At 69.8% G+C, this 18,468-nt stretch carries 15 protein-coding genes; 1 reads left to right on the plus strand and 14 read right to left on the minus strand.

What is annotated here, in order from left to right; translation table 11 throughout:
• Window positions 1-137: 137 nt before the first annotated feature.
• Window positions 138-1,436 (minus strand): LPXTG cell wall anchor domain-containing protein, encoded by a 1,299-nt coding sequence (locus tag AB0F56_RS11430; RefSeq protein ID WP_362007024.1) that lies wholly within the window; start codon window positions 1,434-1,436, stop codon window positions 138-140.
• Between the two features lie 301 nt (window positions 1,437-1,737).
• Between AB0F56_RS11430 and fahA the strand changes: the two genes are divergently transcribed.
• Window positions 1,738-2,964: a fumarylacetoacetase gene (gene fahA, locus AB0F56_RS11435; protein WP_362007027.1), complete on the plus strand. Its 1,227-nt coding sequence runs from the start codon at window positions 1,738-1,740 to the stop codon at window positions 2,962-2,964.
• 81 nt (window positions 2,965-3,045) lie between these two features.
• Here the strand turns inward: fahA and nuoN are convergent, their stop codons facing one another.
• Genes nuoN through AB0F56_RS11500 form a run of 13 tightly spaced genes read right to left on the minus strand, consistent with a single transcriptional unit; the run spans window position 3,046 to window position 18,464 of the window.
• Window positions 3,046-4,719: an NADH-quinone oxidoreductase subunit NuoN gene (gene nuoN / locus AB0F56_RS11440; protein ID WP_362007028.1), complete on the minus strand. Its 1,674-nt coding sequence runs from the start codon at window positions 4,717-4,719 to the stop codon at window positions 3,046-3,048.
• Complete coding sequence (locus AB0F56_RS11445; RefSeq protein ID WP_362007031.1) at window positions 4,716-6,290, minus strand: NADH-quinone oxidoreductase subunit M; 1,575 nt, start codon at window positions 6,288-6,290, stop codon at window positions 4,716-4,718. Before AB0F56_RS11445 ends, nuoN begins: the two co-directional genes overlap by 4 nt.
• A 5-nt stretch (window positions 6,291-6,295) precedes the next feature.
• Window positions 6,296-8,191 (minus strand): NADH-quinone oxidoreductase subunit L, encoded by a 1,896-nt coding sequence (gene nuoL / locus AB0F56_RS11450; RefSeq protein ID WP_362007033.1) that lies wholly within the window; start codon window positions 8,189-8,191, stop codon window positions 6,296-6,298.
• 11 nt (window positions 8,192-8,202) lie between these two features.
• Window positions 8,203-8,502, minus strand: coding sequence for an NADH-quinone oxidoreductase subunit NuoK (nuoK, locus tag AB0F56_RS11455; protein ID WP_069927518.1), 300 nt, complete (start codon window positions 8,500-8,502; stop codon window positions 8,203-8,205).
• Window positions 8,499-9,356 (minus strand): NADH-quinone oxidoreductase subunit J, encoded by an 858-nt coding sequence (locus AB0F56_RS11460; RefSeq protein ID WP_362007035.1) that lies wholly within the window; start codon window positions 9,354-9,356, stop codon window positions 8,499-8,501. Before AB0F56_RS11460 ends, nuoK begins: the two co-directional genes overlap by 4 nt.
• Window positions 9,353-9,931 (minus strand): NADH-quinone oxidoreductase subunit NuoI, encoded by a 579-nt coding sequence (gene nuoI / locus AB0F56_RS11465; RefSeq protein ID WP_362007038.1) that lies wholly within the window; start codon window positions 9,929-9,931, stop codon window positions 9,353-9,355. Before nuoI ends, AB0F56_RS11460 begins: the two co-directional genes overlap by 4 nt.
• Entirely contained in the window at window positions 9,924-11,285 is a 1,362-nt protein-coding gene (nuoH, locus tag AB0F56_RS11470; protein WP_362007041.1) for an NADH-quinone oxidoreductase subunit NuoH, read from the minus strand. The genes nuoI and nuoH overlap by 8 nt, the downstream gene beginning before the upstream one ends.
• Entirely contained in the window at window positions 11,282-13,762 is a 2,481-nt protein-coding gene (locus tag AB0F56_RS11475) for an NADH-quinone oxidoreductase subunit G (protein ID WP_362007043.1), read from the minus strand. The genes nuoH and AB0F56_RS11475 overlap by 4 nt, the downstream gene beginning before the upstream one ends.
• On the minus strand, window positions 13,759-15,108 hold the full coding sequence (gene nuoF / locus AB0F56_RS11480) for an NADH-quinone oxidoreductase subunit NuoF (protein ID WP_362007046.1): 1,350 nt from the start codon (window positions 15,106-15,108) through the stop codon (window positions 13,759-13,761). The genes AB0F56_RS11475 and nuoF overlap by 4 nt, the downstream gene beginning before the upstream one ends.
• Entirely contained in the window at window positions 15,108-15,851 is a 744-nt protein-coding gene (gene nuoE / locus AB0F56_RS11485) for an NADH-quinone oxidoreductase subunit NuoE (RefSeq protein WP_362007049.1), read from the minus strand. The genes nuoF and nuoE overlap by 1 nt, the downstream gene beginning before the upstream one ends.
• Window positions 15,848-17,185, minus strand: coding sequence for an NADH-quinone oxidoreductase subunit D (locus tag AB0F56_RS11490; RefSeq protein WP_362007052.1), 1,338 nt, complete (start codon window positions 17,183-17,185; stop codon window positions 15,848-15,850). The genes nuoE and AB0F56_RS11490 overlap by 4 nt, the downstream gene beginning before the upstream one ends.
• Window positions 17,182-17,913, minus strand: a complete 732-nt coding sequence (locus AB0F56_RS11495; RefSeq protein WP_362007054.1) for an NADH-quinone oxidoreductase subunit C — start codon at window positions 17,911-17,913, stop codon at window positions 17,182-17,184. The genes AB0F56_RS11490 and AB0F56_RS11495 overlap by 4 nt, the downstream gene beginning before the upstream one ends.
• Window positions 17,910-18,464 (minus strand): NADH-quinone oxidoreductase subunit B, encoded by a 555-nt coding sequence (locus AB0F56_RS11500; RefSeq protein ID WP_010041554.1) that lies wholly within the window; start codon window positions 18,462-18,464, stop codon window positions 17,910-17,912. The genes AB0F56_RS11495 and AB0F56_RS11500 overlap by 4 nt, the downstream gene beginning before the upstream one ends.
• Window positions 18,465-18,468 lie beyond the last annotated feature (4 nt).

Raw genomic sequence — 18,468 nt, forward strand, 5'->3', positions numbered from 1 at the left:
GTTCCGTCGGTCCAGGCGTGGCATATGACGTCCGTTCGACTCACGGACCGTGTGAATGGTTGCCCCCGAAACGGAAGGGCCCGCGTTCCTCTCGGAACGCGGGCCCTTCACTTACCGCATATCGCCTACCGCTCGGATCAGGCGTTCGCGCCGGCCTTGCGGCGGCGGACGATGAACATCGCGCCGGCGCCGAGGGCGACGGCCGCGCCGCCCGCGAGGGCGATCTGCGGCATGGCGTCGTTCGAACCGGTCTTGGCGAGCTGGCCGGTCGTCACCGCGGTGGTGGAGGTGCCGCCCTGGGTGGTGGTGTTCTTGCCGCCCGGGGTGCCCTTGGCGTCCTCGACCTTGCCCGGGTTGCTGCCCTTGGCCAGGATGTCGAACTCGTACTCGGTCAGGTCCGGCGTACCGCCGCAGGTCCCGTCCTCGTTCCAGAAGTCACCCGCCGCGAAGGTCAGGCCCTGACCGGCCGGGGTGTTCGCGTCCACCTTCAGGCGGAGCTTGATCTCGGCGGAAGCCTTCGGCTTCAGGGTGCCGACGGACAGCTCCTCGGCGACGGGAACGTCGTTCCACGAGCCCCTGCCCTTGACGACCTCGTACCACTCCAGGTCCAGGTACTTGTCGAGCGGCTTCAGGCCCTTCTCGTCGAAGGCGTGAATCGCGACGAAGGCGTACGCGTCGTCCAGCGTGCGGTCGCTGCCGTTCGTCAGGCGCAGCTTGAAGTCGACGGTGGTGCCGGCGACGACCTTCGAGGGCAGACCGGTCACCACGGAGGTGAACTTGTCCTCGGGGAAGCAGTCCTCGTGCGGCGGCTCCTCGCCCTCTTCCTCCTCGGCCTTCTTCAGGGCCTCCTTGGCGGCGTCCAGCGCCTTGAGGGCCTCCTTCGTGGCATTCCTGGTCGTGGTGATCTTGGTCGAGGCCGCGACGTCCGCGTCGACGAGCTTCGTGTCGGCTTCCACGACCTTCGCGTCGGCGGCGGTCTTCGCCGTGGCGGCCTCGGCGGCGGCGGTCTTCGCGTCGGTGACCGCCTGCTCCGCAGCGGCCTTCTCCTCGGCGGTGGCCTCGGGCGAGAGCGCGGCGAGAGCAGCCTCGGCCTCCGCGACCTTGGTGTCCGCGGCGGTCTTCTTGGTGGCAGCCTCCGCGGCGGCCGTCTTCGCGGCGGTGAGGGCGACCTGAAGCTCGTGCTCGGGCTTCTCAAGGTCCTTCTTGGCCTTCATCGCGTCGGCCTCGGCCAGGACAGCCGCGTCGTACGCCTTCTGCGCGGCCGCGACGTCCTTCTTCAGCTGCTCGATGTCCGGCGCCTGGTCCTGCTTGTCGTTCTGCGTCTGCGCGGGCGCGGACGGCTTCGTGTCGGCGAAGGCCGGGGCGGCCGACAGGAAGACGACGGGGGTCGTCACAGCGGCGGCCACGGCCGTCGCGAGGATGCGGCGAATCTTCAAGATGGGCCCTTTGGTCAAAGCGCGGTCGGGTGAAGACAGAGCAAAGTGGGAGTCGCTCCTGCGGGAACCTCACGCGGCGCGACAGTGCCGTGATCGTATGACCCGGACAAGGCCCTGGAAAGTGAGAATTGAACGCGCTCAGTCATGTCTCTCACGCACAGCTCGCCCACAGGACGCATAAAGCGCGCATACATGGACAGTTGTGCACGGAGGCCGCACTTTCTCTGTGATCCATGTCATCCGCGCCCGGCCGCCCGGCCATTAACGTGTCCCCCACACCCTGGAAAGCGAGGCAGCACCGATGCCCGAGCAGTCCCCGCTCGACCTGGCCGAGGGCGATCCCTTCGGTCCGCACAACCTTCCGTACGGCGTCTTCTCCCCCGCCGACGAGCCCGACCGGCGGAGGGTCGGCGTCCGCATCGGCGGTCATGTGCTCGACGCGGGAGCCGCCGCGCAGGCGCTCGGTTCGCCGTACGCGACGCTGCTCGCCCAGCCCAGCCTCAACCCGCTGCTCGCCGCCGGCCGCACCGCCTGGCGCGACGTGCGCAGGGCCCTGACGGGCTGGGTGACCGTGCCCGCCCACCGGCCGGTCATAGAGCCGCTCCTGCACCCGCTCGACACCGTCACGCTGCACCTGCCGTTCGAGGTCGCGGACTACGTCGACTTCTACGCCAGCGAGCACCACGCCACCAACGTGGGCCGGATCTTCCGCCCCGACGGCGACGCGCTCACCCCCAACTGGAAGCACCTGCCCATCGGCTACCACGGCCGCGCGGGCACGGTCGTGGTGTCCGGCACCGACGTCGTACGCCCCGCAGGGCAGCGCAAGGCCCCCACCGACCCCGCGCCGGTCTTCGGGCCCTCGGTGAAGCTGGACATCGAGGCGGAGGTCGGCTTCGTCGTCGGGACCCCCTCGACCCTCGGCACCCCCGTCCCGCTGGCCGACTTCCGCGAGCACGTCTTCGGCCTGACGCTCCTCAACGACTGGTCGGCCCGCGACATCCAGGCCTGGGAGTACGTGCCGCTCGGCCCGTTCCTCGGCAAGTCCTTCACCACCTCCGTCTCCGCCTGGGTGACCCCCCTGGAGGCCCTGGACGCGGCCCGTACGGAGCCGCCGGCCCGCGACTTCGACCTGCTCCCCTACCTGGACGACTCCGCCGAGGAGGAGCACGGGGGCTTCGATCTGCGGATCACCGTCGAGATCAACGGCCAGGTCGTCTCCGAGCCGCCCTTCGCGACCATGTACTGGACCGCCGCCCAGCAGCTGGCCCACATGACGGTCAACGGCGCCTCGCTGCGCACCGGTGACCTGTACGGCTCCGGTACGGTCTCCGGCCCCGAGGTCCACCAGCGCGGCTCGCTCCTCGAACTGACCTGGAACGGCCGCGACGCGCTCGAACTCCCCACCGGCAAGCGGACGTTCCTGGAGGACGGCGACGAGGTCACCCTCACCGCCTGGGCCCCCGGCCCGGACGGGACACAGGTCGCGCTCGGCGAGGTCACCGGGCGGATCGTTCCGGCGTCCTGACCCCCGCCACGCAGCCGTAGATACGCGAAAGGGCCCGGCCCTCCGCCTGAGCGGAGACCGGGCCCTTTCGCAACCCAACACCTACCGGACGAACACGCTCGCCTGGCCCGCCAGGTCCAGGAAGTACTGCGGCGCGACGCCGAGCACCAGCGTGACCGCCACACCCACCGTGATCGTGGCCGCCGTGAAGACCGACGGCACGGCGACCGTGGGGCCGTCCGCCTTCGGCTCGCTGAAGAACATCAGCACGATCACCCGGATGTAGAAGAACGCCGCGATCGCCGACGAGACGACACCGACGACGACCAGCGCGCCCGCGCCGCCCTCCGCCGCCGCCGAGAAGACCGCGAACTTGCCCGAGAAGCCCGACGTCAGCGGAATGCCGGCGAAGGCGAGCAGGAACACCGCGAAGACCGCCGCGACGAGCGGCGAACGGCGGCCCAGACCGGCCCACTTGGACAGGTGCGTCGCCTCGCCGCCCGCGTCCCGCACCAGCGTGACGACCGCGAACGCGCCGATCGTCACGAAGGAGTACGCGCCCAGGTAGAACAGCACCGAGGAGATGCCGGTGGGCGTGGCCGCGATGACACCGGCGAGCAGGAAGCCCGCGTGCGCGATCGAGGAGTACGCGAGGAGCCGCTTGATGTCGGTCTGGGTGATCGCGACGATCGCGCCGCCCAGCATGGTGACGATGGCGACGCCCCACATGACCGGCCGCCAGTCCCAGGTGAGGCCCGGCAGCACCACGTACAGCAGGCGCAGGAGCGCGCCGAACGCGGCGACCTTCGTCGCGGCCGCCATGAAGCCGGTGACGGGGGTCGGCGCGCCCTGGTAGACGTCCGGGGTCCACATGTGGAACGGCACGGCGCCGACCTTGAAGAGCAGGCCCATGAGGACCAGCGCGAAGCCGATGAGCAGCAGCACGTCGTTGCCCATGGTCTGGGCGAGGGCCGGGTCGACCGAGGCGACCGAGCCGTCGACGACGTTCGCGATGGTGGCGTACGAGACGGAGCCCGCGTAGCCGTAGAGCAGGGCGATGCCGAAGAGCAGGAACGCCGAGGAGAAGGCGCCGAGCAGGAAGTACTTGACCGCGGCCTCCTGCGACATCAGCCGCTTGCGGCGGGCGACGGCGCAGAGCAGGTAGAGCGGCAGCGAGAAGACCTCGAGCGCGATGAAGAGCGTCAGAAGGTCGTTGGCGGCCGGGAAGACCAGCATGCCGGCGACGGCGAACAGCGCCAGCGGGAACACCTCGGTGGTGGTGAACCCGGCCTTGACCGCCGCCTTCTCCTGGTCGCTGCCGGGTACGGCGGCGGCCTCGGCGGCGAAGGAGTCGACCTTGTGGCCGTGGTCGGCCGGGTCGAGCCTGCGCTCGGCGAAGGTGAAGACGGCGACGAGCGAGGCCAGCAGGATCGTGCCCTGGAGGAAGAGCGCCGGGCCGTCGACGGCGATGGCGCCCATGGCCGCGATGTGCGCCTTGGTGGAGCCGTACCCGCCGGCGGCGAGGCCGACGATCGCCGCGAAGGCGGCGACCAGGGCGAGCACGGTCAGGAACACCTGGGCGTGGTAGCGGCCCTTGCGGGGCACGAAGGCCTCGGCGAGGACGCTGAGGACCGCGGCGCCGACCACGATGAGTACGGGCGAGAGCTGGACGTACTCGATGTGGGGTGCCGGGATCTTGGTCAACGGCTCGGCGGCCGTCGTCCACAGGCTGTGGACGGCGGGCGCGGCCCCGGACGCGACGGCGGATGCACTCACTTGGCCGCCTCCACTTCAGGCTGGGGGTCCTTTTGCTGGACGTCGGACATGGTGTGCGAGACGGCGGGGTTCACGATGTCCGTCAGCGGCTTCGGGAACACCCCGAGGAGGATCAGCAGGGCGATCAGCGGGGCGACCACGACCAGCTCGCGCACCCGCAGGTCCGGCATCGTCCGGACCTCCTCCGTCTTCACCGGGCCCGTCATCGTCCGCTGGTAGAGGACGAGGGTGTAGAGCGCGGCGAGGACGATGCCGGTGGTGGCGATGATGCCGGCCACCGGGTAGCGGGCGAACGTGCCGACCAGGACCAGGAATTCACTGACGAAGGGCGCGAGCCCCGGCAGCGAGAGGGTGGCCAGACCGCCGATCAGGAAGGTGCCGGCGAGCACCGGGGCGACCTTCTGCACACCGCCGTAGTCCGCGATGAGCCGCGAGCCGCGCCGGGTGATCAGGAAGCCGGCCACCAGCATCAGGGCGGCCGTCGAGATGCCGTGGTTGACCATGTACAGCGTCGCGCCGCTCTGGCCCTGGGTGGTCATCGCGAAGATGCCCATGATGATGAAGCCGAAGTGCGAGATCGAGGCGTACGCGACCAGCCGCTTGATGTCCCGCTGGCCGACCGCGAGCAGCGCGCCGTAGACGATGCTGATCAGGGCGAGCGCGATGATCACCGGGGTCGCCCACTTCGAGGCCTCCGGGAAGAGCTGGAGGCAGAAGCGGAGCATCGCGAACGTGCCGACCTTGTCGACGACCGCGGTGATGAGCACGGCGACCGGAGCGGTCGCCTCCCCCATCGCGTTCGGCAGCCAGGTGTGCAGCGGCCAGAGCGGCGCCTTCACCGCGAAGGCGAAGAAGAAGCCGAGGAACAGCAGCCGTTCGGTGTTGGTCGCCATCTCCAGCTGGCCGGAGGCCCGCGCCTCGGCGATCTCGGTCAGCGAGAAGTTCCCCGCGACCACGTAGAGCCCGATGACGGCGGCCAGCATGATGAGCCCGCCGACCAGGTTGTACAGCAGGAACTTGACGGCCGCGTACGAGCGTTGGGCCGCCGCGTTCTCGTCGGAGCCCGCGTGGGCCCGGTCGCCGAAGCCGCCGATGAGGAAGTACATCGGGATGAGCATGGCTTCGAACAGGATGTAGAAGAGGAAGACGTCGGTGGCCTCGAAGGAGAGGATCACCATCGCCTCGACCATCAGGATCAGGGCGAAGAAGCCCTGCGTCGGCCGCCAGCGCGAGGACTTCGTCTCCAGGGGGTCGGCGTCGTGCCAGCCGGCCAGGATGACGAAGGGGATCAGCAGCGCGGTGAGCGCGATCAGCGCCACCCCGATGCCGTCCACGCCCAGTTCGTAGCGGACGCCGAAGTCCTTGATCCAGGAGTGGGACTCGACGAGCTGGTAGCGGTCGCCGCCGGGCTCGAAGCGGATCATGACGATCGCCGCGAGCACCAGCGTGACCAGGGAGACCAGCAGGGCCAGCCACTTGGCCGCGGTACGGCGGGCGGCGGGCACGGCGGCGGTGAGGATCGCACCGACCGCCGGCACCGCTGCCGTCACCGTAAGGAGCGGGAAAGACATGGCAGTTACACCGCCCTCATCAGCAGGGTCGCGGCGATCAGCACCGCCGTACCTCCGAACATGGAGACCGCATAGGTGCGGGCGTAGCCGTTCTGCAGCTTGCGCAGCCGGCCGGACAGACCGCCGACCGAGGCGGCGGTGCCGTTGACGACCCCGTCGACCAGGGTGTGGTCGACGTAGACGAGCGAGCGGGTGAGGTGCGTGCCGCCCGTCACGAAGACGGCGTGGTTGAAGTCGTCCTGGAGCAGGTCGCGGCGGGCGGCCCGGGTGAGCAGCGAGCCGCGCGGGGCGGTGACCGGGACGGGCCTGCGTCCGTACTGGAGGTAGGCGAGCCCGACGCCGAGCACCATGACGGCGACGGTGGCCGTGGTGATGGCCCCGGCGCTGATCGGCGGGTGACCGTGCTCGAACTCGGTCACCGGCTTCAGCCAGTTGATGAACCGGTCGCCGAGGGAGAAGAAGCCACCCGCGGCCACCGAGCCGACGGCCAGCAGGATCATCGGGACGGTCATGGACCGCGGCGACTCGTGCGGGTGCGGCAGCTCGCCCTTCTCGTCGGGCTGCCAGCGCTTCTCGCCGAAGAAGGTCATCAGCATCACGCGGGTCATGTAGAACGCGGTGATGGCCGCGCCCAGCAGGGTGACCGCGCCGAGGATCCAGCCCTCGGTGCCGCCCTTGGCGAAGGCCGCCTCGATGATCTTGTCCTTGGAGAAGAAGCCGGACAGACCGGGGAAGCCGATGATCGCCAGATAGCCGAGGCCGAAGGTGATGAAGGTGACCGGCATGTACGTCCGCAGGCCGCCGTAACGCCGCATGTCGACCTCGTCGTTCATGCCGTGCATGACCGAACCGGCGCCGAGGAAGAGCCCGGCCTTGAAGAAGCCGTGCGTGACCAGGTGCATGATCGCGAAGACGTAGCCGATCGGGCCGAGGCCCGCCGCCAGGATCATGTAGCCGATCTGCGACATCGTCGAGCCGGCCAGGGCCTTCTTGATGTCGTCCTTCGCGCAACCGACGATCGCACCGAAGAGGAGCGTGACCGCGCCGACCACGACGACCACGAGCTGGGCGTCCGGGGCGGCGTTGAAGATGTCGGCGGAGCGGACGATCAGATAGACACCGGCGGTGACCATGGTGGCCGCGTGGATGAGGGCCGAGACCGGGGTCGGGCCCTCCATGGCGTCCCCGAGCCAGGACTGCAGCGGCACCTGGGCCGACTTGCCGCAGGCGGCGAGCAGCAGCATCAGGCCGATCGCCGTCAGCGTGCCCTCGCTCGTCTCACCGGTCGCCTCCAGGACCGGCCCGAAGGCGAAGGTCCCGAAGGTGGTGAACATGATCATGATGGCGATCGAAAGGCCCATGTCGCCGACCCGGTTGACCAGGAAGGCCTTCTTCGCGGCGGTGGCCGCGCTGGGCTTGTGCTGCCAGAAGCCGATCAGGAGGTACGAGGCGAGGCCGACGCCCTCCCAGCCGAAGTAGAGCAGCAGGTAGTTGTCGGCGAGGACCAGCAGGAGCATCGCCGCGAGGAACAGGTTCAGATAGCCGAAGAAGCGGCGCTTGCGCTCGTCGTGCTCCATGTACCCGATCGAGTACACGTGGATCAGCGAGCCGACGCCGGTGATCAGCAGCACGAACGTCATCGACAGCTGGTCGAGCTGGAAGGCGATGTCCGCCTGGAAGCCCTCGACCGGGATCCAGGTCCACAGGTTCTGGTACAGGGCCCGGTCGTCGGCGCTCTTGCCGAGCATGTCGGCGAAGAGGACGGCGCCGATGACGAAGGAGGTCGCCGCGAGCGCCGTGCCGAGCAGCGGCCCGACCTTGTCCAGGCGGCGCCCGCCGCACAGCAGGACGGCCGCTCCGAGCAGGGGCGCCGCGATGAGCAGAGCGATCAGGTTGTCCACAATTCAGCCCCTTACAGCTTCATCAGGCTGGCGTCGTCGACCGAGGCCGAGTGGCGGGAACGGAACAGCGACACGATGATCGCGAGCCCGACCACGACCTCCGCGGCGGCGACGACCATCGTGAAGAAGGCGATGATCTGGCCGTCGAGGTTGCCGTGCATCCGGGAGAAGGCGACGAACGCGAGGTTGCAGGCGTTGAGCATCAGCTCGACGCACATGAAGACCACGATCGCGTTCCGCCGGATCAGCACACCGGCCGCGCCGATGGTGAACAACAGGGCGGCGAGGTACAGGTAGTTCACGGGGTTCATCGGGAGGCCTCCTCATCGGCCCGGTCGCGCTCGGCCCGGTCGAGCTCGTCCCGCGTGCGCCCGAGCCGCTCCTCCGAGCGCTGCTCCAGCGCCTTCAGGTCGGCCAGCGCCTCGCCGGACACGTCGCGGACCTGGCCGCGCTTGCGCAGCGTCTGCATCACGGTCAGCTCGGACGGGGTGCCGTCGGGCAGGAGACCGGCGATGTCCACCGCGTTGTGCCGGGCGTAGACACCCGGCGCGGGCAGCGGCGGCACGTGCTTGCCTTCCCGTACGCGCTGCTCCGACAGCTCCCGCTGGGTGCGGGCCCGTTCGGTGCGCTCGCGGTGGGTGAGGACCATGGCGCCGACGGCCGCGGTGATGAGCAGCGCGCCGGTGATCTCGAAGGCGAAGACGTACTTGGTGAAGATCAGGGCCGCGAGACCCTCCACGTTCCCGCCGTACGCGCCGTTGGCCGCGCCCAGGCCGTTGAACTCGGTCAGGGAGGCCTGGCCGATGCCGGCGATCAGCAGGATGCCGAAGCCGAGCCCGCAGGCGGCGGCCCACCAGCGCTGGCCCTTGATGGTCTCCTTCAGCGAGTCCGCGGCGGTGACGCCGACGAGCATGACGATGAAGAGGAAGAGCATCATGATCGCGCCGGTGTAGACGACGATCTGGACGATGCCGAGGAAGTACGCGCCGTTGGCGAGGTAGAAGACCGCCAGGATGATCATCGTGCCGGCCAGCGACAGCGCGCTGTGCATGGCCTTCTTCATCAGGACGGTGGCGAGGGCGCCGATCACGGCGACGGTGCCGAGGACCCAGAACTGGAAGGCCTCGCCGCCGGACGTCTCGTACGCCGCGAGGGTGGCGTTCACGCGTCCACCTCTTCCGGCTCGCCCTTCTCCCCCTTGGACGTGGCGACCTGCTGGACCGTGCCCGGGGCGGCCTCGGTGACCAGGCCCCGGTAGTAGTCCTGCTCGTCCATGCCCGGGAAGATCGAGTGCGGCGAGTCGACCATGCCCTCCTCAAGGCCCGCGAGGAGCTGCTCCTTGGTGTAGATCAGGTTCTCGCGGGAGGAGTCGGCCAGTTCGAACTCGTTCGTCATCGTCAGCGCCCGCGTGGGGCAGGCCTCGATGCACAGTCCGCACAGGATGCAGCGGGCGTAGTTGATCTGGTAGACGCGGCCGTAGCGCTCGCCCGGGGAGTAGCGCTCCTCCTCGGTGTTGTCCGCGCCCTCCACGTAGATGGCGTCCGCGGGGCAGGCCCAGGCGCACAGCTCGCAGCCCACGCACTTCTCAAGTCCGTCCGGATGACGGTTGAGCTGGTGCCGGCCGTGGAAGCGCGGCGCCGTCGTCTTGCGCTCCTCCGGGTACTGCTCGGTGAGCCGCTTCTTGAACATGGCCTTGAAGGTCACGCCGAAGCCGGCCACCGGATTCTGGAAATCAGACACCGTCCGTCTCCTTTCCCTCACTCGCAGTAGCAGTATCCGGGGCACCACTGACAACCAGGTCGCGGTCCTGGCGCGACCTGCGCCGCGGCACGGGCGGCAGGGACTGTCCGGGCTTCGGCGGTACGGGGAACCCGCCGGCCATCGGGTCGAACGGCGGCTCGTCCTCGGCCCCCACCTCGCCGCCGCCCGCCCGCCGGTCGCGGAACATGTCGGCGACGAAGGAGAGCAGCAGGACGGCGATCACGGCTCCGGCGACGTAGAGCACGATCGTCTGGAACGCGAAGTTCTCGTTGCGCAGGGCCCGCACGGTGGCGACCAGCATCAGCCAGAGCACCGAGACCGGGATGAGGACCTTCCAGCCGAGCTTCATCAGCTGGTCGTAGCGGACGCGGGGCAGCGTGCCGCGCAGCCAGATGAAGAAGAAGAGCAGCAGCTGCACCTTGAGGATGAACCAGAGCATCGGCCACCAGCCGTGGTTCGCGCCCTCCCAGAAGGTGGAGATCGGGTACGGGGCGCGCCAGCCGCCGAGGAAGAGCGTCACGGAGACGGCGGAGACCGTCACCATGTTCACGTACTCGGCGAGCATGAACATCGCGAACTTGATGGAGGAGTACTCGGTGTTGAAGCCGCCGACGAGGTCGCCCTCGGACTCCGGCATGTCGAAGGGGGCGCGGTTGGTCTCGCCGACCATCGTGACGATGTAGATGATGAACGAGACCGGCAGCAGGATGACGAACCAGCGGTCCGCCTGCGCCTCGACGATCGCCGAGGTCGACATCGACCCGGAGTAGAGGAAGACGGAGGCGAACGCGGCGCCCATGGCGATCTCGTAGGAGATCATCTGGGCGCAGGAGCGCAGGCCGCCGAGGAGCGGGTACGTGGAGCCGGAGGACCAGCCGGCGAGCACGATGCCGTAGATGCCGACGGAGGCGATCGCGAGGACGTACAGCATCGCGATCGGCAGGTCGGTGAGCTGCATCGTGGTGCGGTGGCCGAAGATCGAGACCTCGTTGCCGGCCGGGCCGAACGGGATCACGGCGATCGCCATGAACGCGGGGGCGGCGGCGATGATCGGCGCGAGGATGTAGACGACCTTGTCGGCGCGCTTGACGACGACGTCCTCCTTCAGCATCAGCTTGATGCCGTCCGCGAGGGACTGGAGGAAACCCCAGGGGCCGTGCCGGTTGGGCCCGATGCGCAGCTGCATCCAGGCGACGACCTTGCGCTCCCACACGATGGAGAAGAGCACGGTGACCATGAGGAAGGCGAAGCAGAAGACCGCCTTGATCGCGACGAGCCACCAGGGGTCCGTCCCGAACATGGAGAGGTCTTCCGCGGCGAGCAGCGTGGTCATGCCTGCACCTCCGTCGTCGCTGCGCCGATGCGGACCAGGTCGCCCGGGTGGGCGCCCGTGTCGGAGAGGACGCCGCCCGCCTCGGAGTTGAGCGGGAGCCAGACCACGCGGTCGGGCATCTCGGTCACCTGGAGCGGGAAGTGCGTGGAGCCCGCCGGTCCGGTGACCGCGAGGAGGTCGCCGTCCTTGACGCCGGTCTCCTCCGCGGTCGTGGCCGAGAGCCGGGCGACCGCCGCGTGGCGGGTGCCCGCGAGCGCGGTGTCGCCCTCCTGGAGGCGGCCGAGGTCGAGCAGGAGCCGGTGTCCGGCGAGGACCGCCTCGCCCTCGCCCGGGCGGGGCGCGGGCTGTGCGGGCTCGGTGGGCTCGGAGGCCCGCCGGCCGTCCCAGCCGCCGAGCCGGTCCAGCTCACGGCGGACCGAGCGCAGGTCGGGCAGGGCCAGGTGGGCGTCGAGGGCGTCGGCGAGCATGTGGAGCACGCGCACGTCGGCCGGCGGCAGCGTCCGGGTCATCTGCTCGGGCTTGAGCGCGGCCTCGAAGAGCCGTGCCCTGCCCTCCCAGTTGAGGAAGGTGCCGGGCTTCTCGGCGACCGCGGCGACCGGCAGGACCACGTCGGCCCGCTCGGTGACCTCGCTCGGCCGCAGCTCCAGGGAGACCACGAACGCCGCGTCGAGCGCCTCACGCGCGCGTGCCGGGTCCGGCAGGTCGCGGAGTTCGACGGCGCCGACGAGCAGCGCGCCCAGTTCGCCGGTGGCCGCGGCCTCGACGATCTGACCGGTGTCGCGGCCGTAGCCGTGCGGCAGGTCGCGTACGCCCCAGGCGGCCGCGACCTCCTCACGCGCGCGGGGGTCGGTCGCGGGGCGGCCGCCGGGCAGCAGCGTGGGGATCGCGCCGGCTTCGAGAGCGCCGCGCTCGCCGGCCCTGCGCGGGATCCACACCAGCTTCGCACCGGTCGCCGTCGCCGTCCGTACGGCGGCGGTGAGCCCGCCCGGTACGGCGGCGAGCCGCTCGCCGACCACGAGGACCGCGCCGTCCTGGCGGAGCGCCTCCGCCGCGCGCGTACCGGCCTCGTCGAGGCCGACCCGCGAGGTGAGCGCGTCCAGCCACTCGGTCTCGGTGCCGGGCGCGGCGGGAAGCAGCGTGCCGCCCGCCTTCTCCAGGCCCCGGGTCGCGAACGCGGCCACCGCGTAGGTCTTCTGGCCGTGCTTGCGCCAGGCCTTGCGCAGCCGCAGGAAGACGCCGGGCGCCTCCTCCTCGGACTCGAAGCCGACGAGCAGCACCGCCGGGGCGGCTTCGAGCGAGGTGTACGTGACCCCTGTGCCGTCCAGGTCCCGGCCACGTCCCGCGACCTGCGAGGCCAGGAAGTCGGCCTCCTCGCTGGAGTGGACCCGGGCCCGGAAGTCGACGTCGTTGGTGTCGAGGGCGACCCGGGCGAACTTGGCGTACGCGTAGGAGTCCTCGACGGTCAGCCGGCCGCCGGCCAGGACGCCGGTACGGCCCCGGACGAGTCCGCGCGCCGCCGCCTCGAGGGCCTCCGGCCAGGAGGCGGGTTCGAGAGCGCCCGTCTCCGCGTTCCGTACCAGCGGAGTGGTCAGCCGGTCACGCTGCTGGGCGTACCGGAACGCGAAGCGCCCCTTGTCGCACACCCACTCCTCGTTGACCTCCGGGTCGTCCGCCGCGAGCCGCCGCATGACCTTGCCGCGCCGGTGGTCCGTGCGCGTGGCGCAGCCGCCCGCGCAGTGCTCGCAGACGCTCGGCGAGGAGACGAGGTCGAAGGGGCGGGAGCGGAACCGGTACGCGGCCGAGGTCAGCGCGCCGACCGGGCAGATCTGGATGGTGTTCCCGGAGAAGTACGACTCGAACGGGTCGCCCTCGCCCGTGCCGACCTGCTGGAGCGCGCCGCGCTCGATCAGCTCGATCATCGGGTCGCCCGCGACCTGGTTGGAGAACCGGGTGCAGCGCGCGCAGAGCACGCACCGCTCGCGGTCGAGCAGCACCTGCGTGGAGATCGGTACCGGCTTCTCGTAGGTCCGCTTGTGGCCCTCGAAGCGGGACTCGGACTGTCCGTGGGACATCGCCTGGTTCTGCAGCGGGCACTCGCCGCCCTTGTCGCAGACCGGGCAGTCCAGCGGGTGGTTGATGAGCAGCAGCTCCATCACACCGTGCTGGGCCTTCTCGGCGACCGGGGAGGTCAGCTGGGACTTCACCACCATGCCGTCCGTGCAGGTGATGGTGCAGGAGGCCATCGGCTTGCGCTGGCCCTCGACCTCGACGATGCACTGCCGGCAGGCGCCGGCCGGGTCGAGGAGCGGGTGGTCGCAGAACCGCGGGATCTCGATGCCGAGCTGCTCGGCGGCGCGGATGACCAGGGTCCCCTTGGGGACGGAGATCTCGGCGCCGTCGATGGTCAGCGTGACGAGGTCCTCGGGCGGTACGGGAGCCGAACCGCCTCCGGCGGGGCCGGCCGTGGTGACCGTCATGCCGTCACCTCCTTGTGGTTGTCCGCCCAGGCGGTCGACTTGGCCGGGTCGAAGGGGCAGCCCCGGCCGGTGATGTGCTGCTCGTACTCCTCGCGGAAGTACTTCAGCGAGGAGAAGATCGGGGAGGCGGCGCCGTCACCGAGCGCGCAGAACGACTTGCCGTTGATGTTGTCGGCGATGTCGTTCAGCTTGTCGAGGTCGGACATCACGCCCTTGCCGGCCTCGATGTCGCGGAGCAACTGCACGAGCCAGTACGTGCCTTCACGGCACGGCGTGCACTTGCCACAGGACTCGTGGGCGTAGAACTCGGTCCAGCGGGTCACCGCGCGGACCACGCACGTGGTCTCGTCGAAGCACTGGAGCGCCTTGGTGCCGAGCATCGAGCCGGCCGCGCCCACGCCCTCGTAGTCGAGCGGGACGTCGAGGTGCTCGTCGGTGAACATCGGGGTGGAGGAGCCGCCCGGGGTCCAGAACTTCAGCCGGTGGCCCGCCCGCATCCCGCCGCTCATGTCGAGGAGCTGGCGCAGCGTGATCCCGAGCGGGGCCTCGTACTGGCCCGGCGTGGTGACGTGCCCGCTGAGCGAGTAGAGCGTGAAGCCCGGGGACTTCTCGCTGCCCATCGACTTGAACCAGTCCTTGCCCCGGTTCATGATCGCGGGAACGGACGCGATGGACTCGACGTTGTTCACCACAGTGGGGCACGCGTACAGACCGGCGACCGCGGGGAAGGGGGGACGCAGCCGGGGCTGGCCGCGCCGTCCTTCGAGCGAGTCGAGCAGGGCGGTCTCCTCGCCGCAGATGTACGCGCCGGCGCCCGCGTGCACGGTGAGTTCGAGGTTCAGGCCGCTGCCGAGGACGTCCTGGCCGAGGTAGCCGGCCTCGTACGCCTCGCGCACCGCCTCGTGCAGGCGGCGCAGGACGGGCACGACCTCGCCGCGCAGATAGATGAACGCGTGCTCGGAGCGGATCGCGTAGCAGGCGATGATCATTCCCTCGATGAGGGAGTGCGGGTTGGCGAAGAGGAGCGGGATGTCCTTGCAGGTGCCCGGCTCGGACTCGTCTGCGTTGACGACGAGGTAGTGCGGCTTGCCGTCGCCCTGCGGGATGAACTGCCACTTCATCCCGGTGGGGAAGCCGGCGCCGCCGCGGCCGCGCAGACCGGAGTCCTTGACGTACGCGATGACCTCGTCGGGCGTCATCGCGAGGGCCTTGCGCAGGCCCTCGTACCCCTCGTGCCTCTTGTACGTCTCCAGGGTCCAGGAGTCGGGCTGGTCCCAGAACGCCGAAAGGACCGGCGCGAGAAGCTTCTCGGGGCTGCTGTTGTTGATCTCGGCTGCCAAGGTCATCACTCCCCCTCCCCACTGGCCGATTCGCCGCGCGGGTGGACGATCTTGTGGTGCGGGGCTTCGCCCTTGGCAAGCCGCAGCCCGACGAGCGAGGCCGGGCCGGCCCCTCCGGTGGCCTCGACGGCCCCCTCGCGCTCGTCGGGGAAGCCGGCCAGGATGCGGGCGGTCTCCTTGTACGTGCACAGGGGCGCGCCGCGCGTCGGTTCGACGGGGCGTCCGGCCCTCAGGTCGTCGACGATCCTCTTCGCGGAGTCGGGTGTCTGGTTGTCGAAGAACTCCCAGTTGACCATCATCACGGGCGCGAAGTCGCAGGCCGCGTTGCACTCGATGTGCTCCAGCGTGACCTTGCCGTCCTCGGTCGTCTCGTTGTTGCCGACGCCGAGGTGCTCCTTGAGCTCCTCGAAGATGGCGTCGCCGCCCATGACCGCGCAGAGCGTGTTGGTGCAGACCCCGACCTGGTAGTCGCCGGAGGGCTTGCGCCGGTACATCGTGTAGAAGGTGGCGACCGCGGTGACCTCGGCGGTGGTCAGGCCGAGGATCTCGGCGCAGAACTTCATGCCGGTGCGGGTGACATGGCCCTCCTCCGCCTGCACGAGGTGCAGCAGCGGCAGGAGCGCGGAGCGGGACCCCGGGTAGCGGGCGATGATCTCCTTGGCGTCCGCCTCCAGCCGGGCGCGTACCTCGGCCGGGTAGTCGGGGGCGGGGAGCTGGGGCATCCCGAGACTGGTCTGTCCGTCCGTCATCGGTCGACGCCTCCCATCACGGGGTCGATGGACGCGACGGCGACGATGACGTCGGCGACCTGGCCGCCTTCGCACATGGCCGCCATGGCCTGCAGGTTGGTGAAGGACGGGTCGCGGAAGTGGACCCGGTAGGGGCGGGTGCCGCCGTCGGAGACGACGTGCACGCCCAGTTCGCCCTTGGGCGACTCGACGGCCGCGTAGGCCTGTCCGGCCGGGACCCGGAAGCCCTCGGTGACCAGCTTGAAGTGGTGGATCAGGGCCTCCATGGAGGTGCCCATGATCTTCTTGATGTGGTCGAGGGAGTTGCCGAGTCCGTCCGGGCCGAGCGCGAGCTGCGCGGGCCAGGCGATCTTCTTGTCGCCGACCATGACCGGGTCCGGCTCCTGACCGGCGGGCCGGAGACGGTCCAGGCACTGCTCGACGATCCTGAGCGACTGCCGCATCTCCTCCAGGCGGACGAGGAAGCGTCCGTAGGAGTCGCAGGTGTCGGCGGTCGGGACGTCGAACTCGTAGGTCTCGTAGCCGCAGTACGGGTCGGTCTTGCGCAGGTCGTGCGGGAGGCCCGCGGAGCGCAGGATCGGTCCGGTGGCGCCGAGCGCCATGCAGCCGGTGAGGTCGAGGTAGCCGACGTCCTGCATGCGGGCCTTGAAGATGGGGTTGCCGGTGGCGAGCTTGTCGTACTCCGGCAGGTTCTTCTTCATGGTCTTCACGAACTCGCGCACGGCGTCGACGGCGCCGGGCGGGAGGTCCTGGGCGAGGCCACCGGGGCGGATGAACGCGTGGTTCATGCGCAGTCCGGTGATCAGCTCGTACAGGTCCAGGATCATCTCGCGGTCCCGGAAGCCGTAGATCATGATCGTGGTGGCGCCCAGCTCCATGCCGCCGGTGGCGATGCACACCAGGTGGGAGGAGAGCCGGTTGAGCTCCATGAGGAGCACGCGGATGACGCTGGCGCGGTCCGGGATCTGGTCGGTGATGCCGAGCAGCTTCTCGACGCCCAGGCAGTACGCCGTCTCGTTGTAGAACGAGGTGAGGTAGTCCATGCGCGTGACGAAGGTGGTGCCCTGCGTCCAGTTCCGGAACTCGAGGTTCTTCTCGATGCCGGTGTGGAGGTAGCCGATGCCGCAGCGGGCCTCGGTGACGGTCTCGCCGTCGATCTCCAGGATCAGCCGGAGCACACCGTGCGTGGACGGGTGCTGGGGGCCCATGTTGACGATGATGCGCTCGTCGTCCGCCTTGGCGGCGGACTCGACGACCTCTTCCCAGTCGCCGCCGGTGACGGTGTAGACGGTGCCTTCGGTCGTCTCGCGGGGGGATGCAGAGGGGGTGTTCACGAGTACGACCTCCGCTGGTCAGGAGCCGGGATCTGGGCGCCCTTGTACTCGACGGCGATGCCGCCGAGGGGGTAGTCCTTGCGCTGCGGGAAGCCCTGCCAGTCGTCCGGCATCATGATCCGGGTGAGGGCGGGGTGGCCGTCGAAGACGATGCCGAAGAAGTCGTACGTCTCGCGCTCGTGCCAGTCGTTCGTCGGGTAGACCGCGACGAGCGACGGGATGTGCGGGTCGGCGTCCGGGGCGGACACCTCCAGGCGGATCAGCCGGCCGTGGGTGAGCGAGCGCAGGTGGTAGACGGCGTGCAGCTCGCGGCCCTTGTCACCGAGGTAGTGGACGCCGGAGACGCCCGTACAGAGCTCGAAGCGCAGGGCCGGGTCGTCGCGCAGCGTGCGGGCGACGCGGACGAGGTGCTCGCGGGCGATGTGGAAGGTCAGCTCGTCGCGGTCGACGACCGTCTTCTCGATCGCGTTCTCCGGCAGGAGCCCCTGCTCGTCGAGCGCGCCCTCCAGTTCGTCGGCGACCTCGTCGAACCAGCCGCCGTAGGGGCGGGTGGCCGCGCCGGGCAGGCGTACGGAGCGGACGAGGCCGCCGTAGCCGGAGGTGTCGCCGCCGTTGTTGGCGCCGAACATCCCGCGCTGGACGCGGACCTCCTCACCGTGCTCCCCGCGCTGGCCCGGAAGGTTCTGCCCGGAGAGCTCCTTCTCGGGGTTGGGAGTCTCGTCGCTCAACGGAGGAGCCCCTTCATCTCGATGGTCGGCAGCGCCTTGAGCGCCGCTTCCTCCGCCTCGCGGGCCGCCTCCTCGGCGTTCACGCCGAGCTTGGAGGTCTGGATCTTCTGGTGGAGCTTGAGGATCGCGTCCATCAGCATCTCCGGGCGCGGCGGGCAACCCGGCAAATAGATGTCAACCGGCACAATGTGGTCAACGCCCTGCACAATCGCGTAATTGTTGAACATTCCGCCCGAAGACGCGCAAACCCCCATGGAGATGACCCACTTGGGGTTGGGCATCTGGTCGTAGACCTGCCGCAGGACCGGCGCCATCTTCTGGCTGACCCGGCCCGCGACGATCATCAGATCGGCCTGGCGCGGCGAGCCGCGGAAGACCTCCATGCCGAAGCGCGCCAGGTCGTAGCGGCCGGCGCCGGTCGTCATCATCTCGATGGCGCAGCACGCGAGGCCGAAGGTGGCGGGGAAGACGGATGACTTGCGCACCCAGCCCGCGGCCTGTTCGACCGTCGTCAGCAGAAAGCCGCTCGGCAGCTTCTCTTCGAGTCCCATAGGT

The organism is Streptomyces sp. NPDC026092 (assembly GCF_040638605.1).
GTDB lineage: Bacteria > Actinomycetota > Actinomycetes > Streptomycetales > Streptomycetaceae > Streptomyces.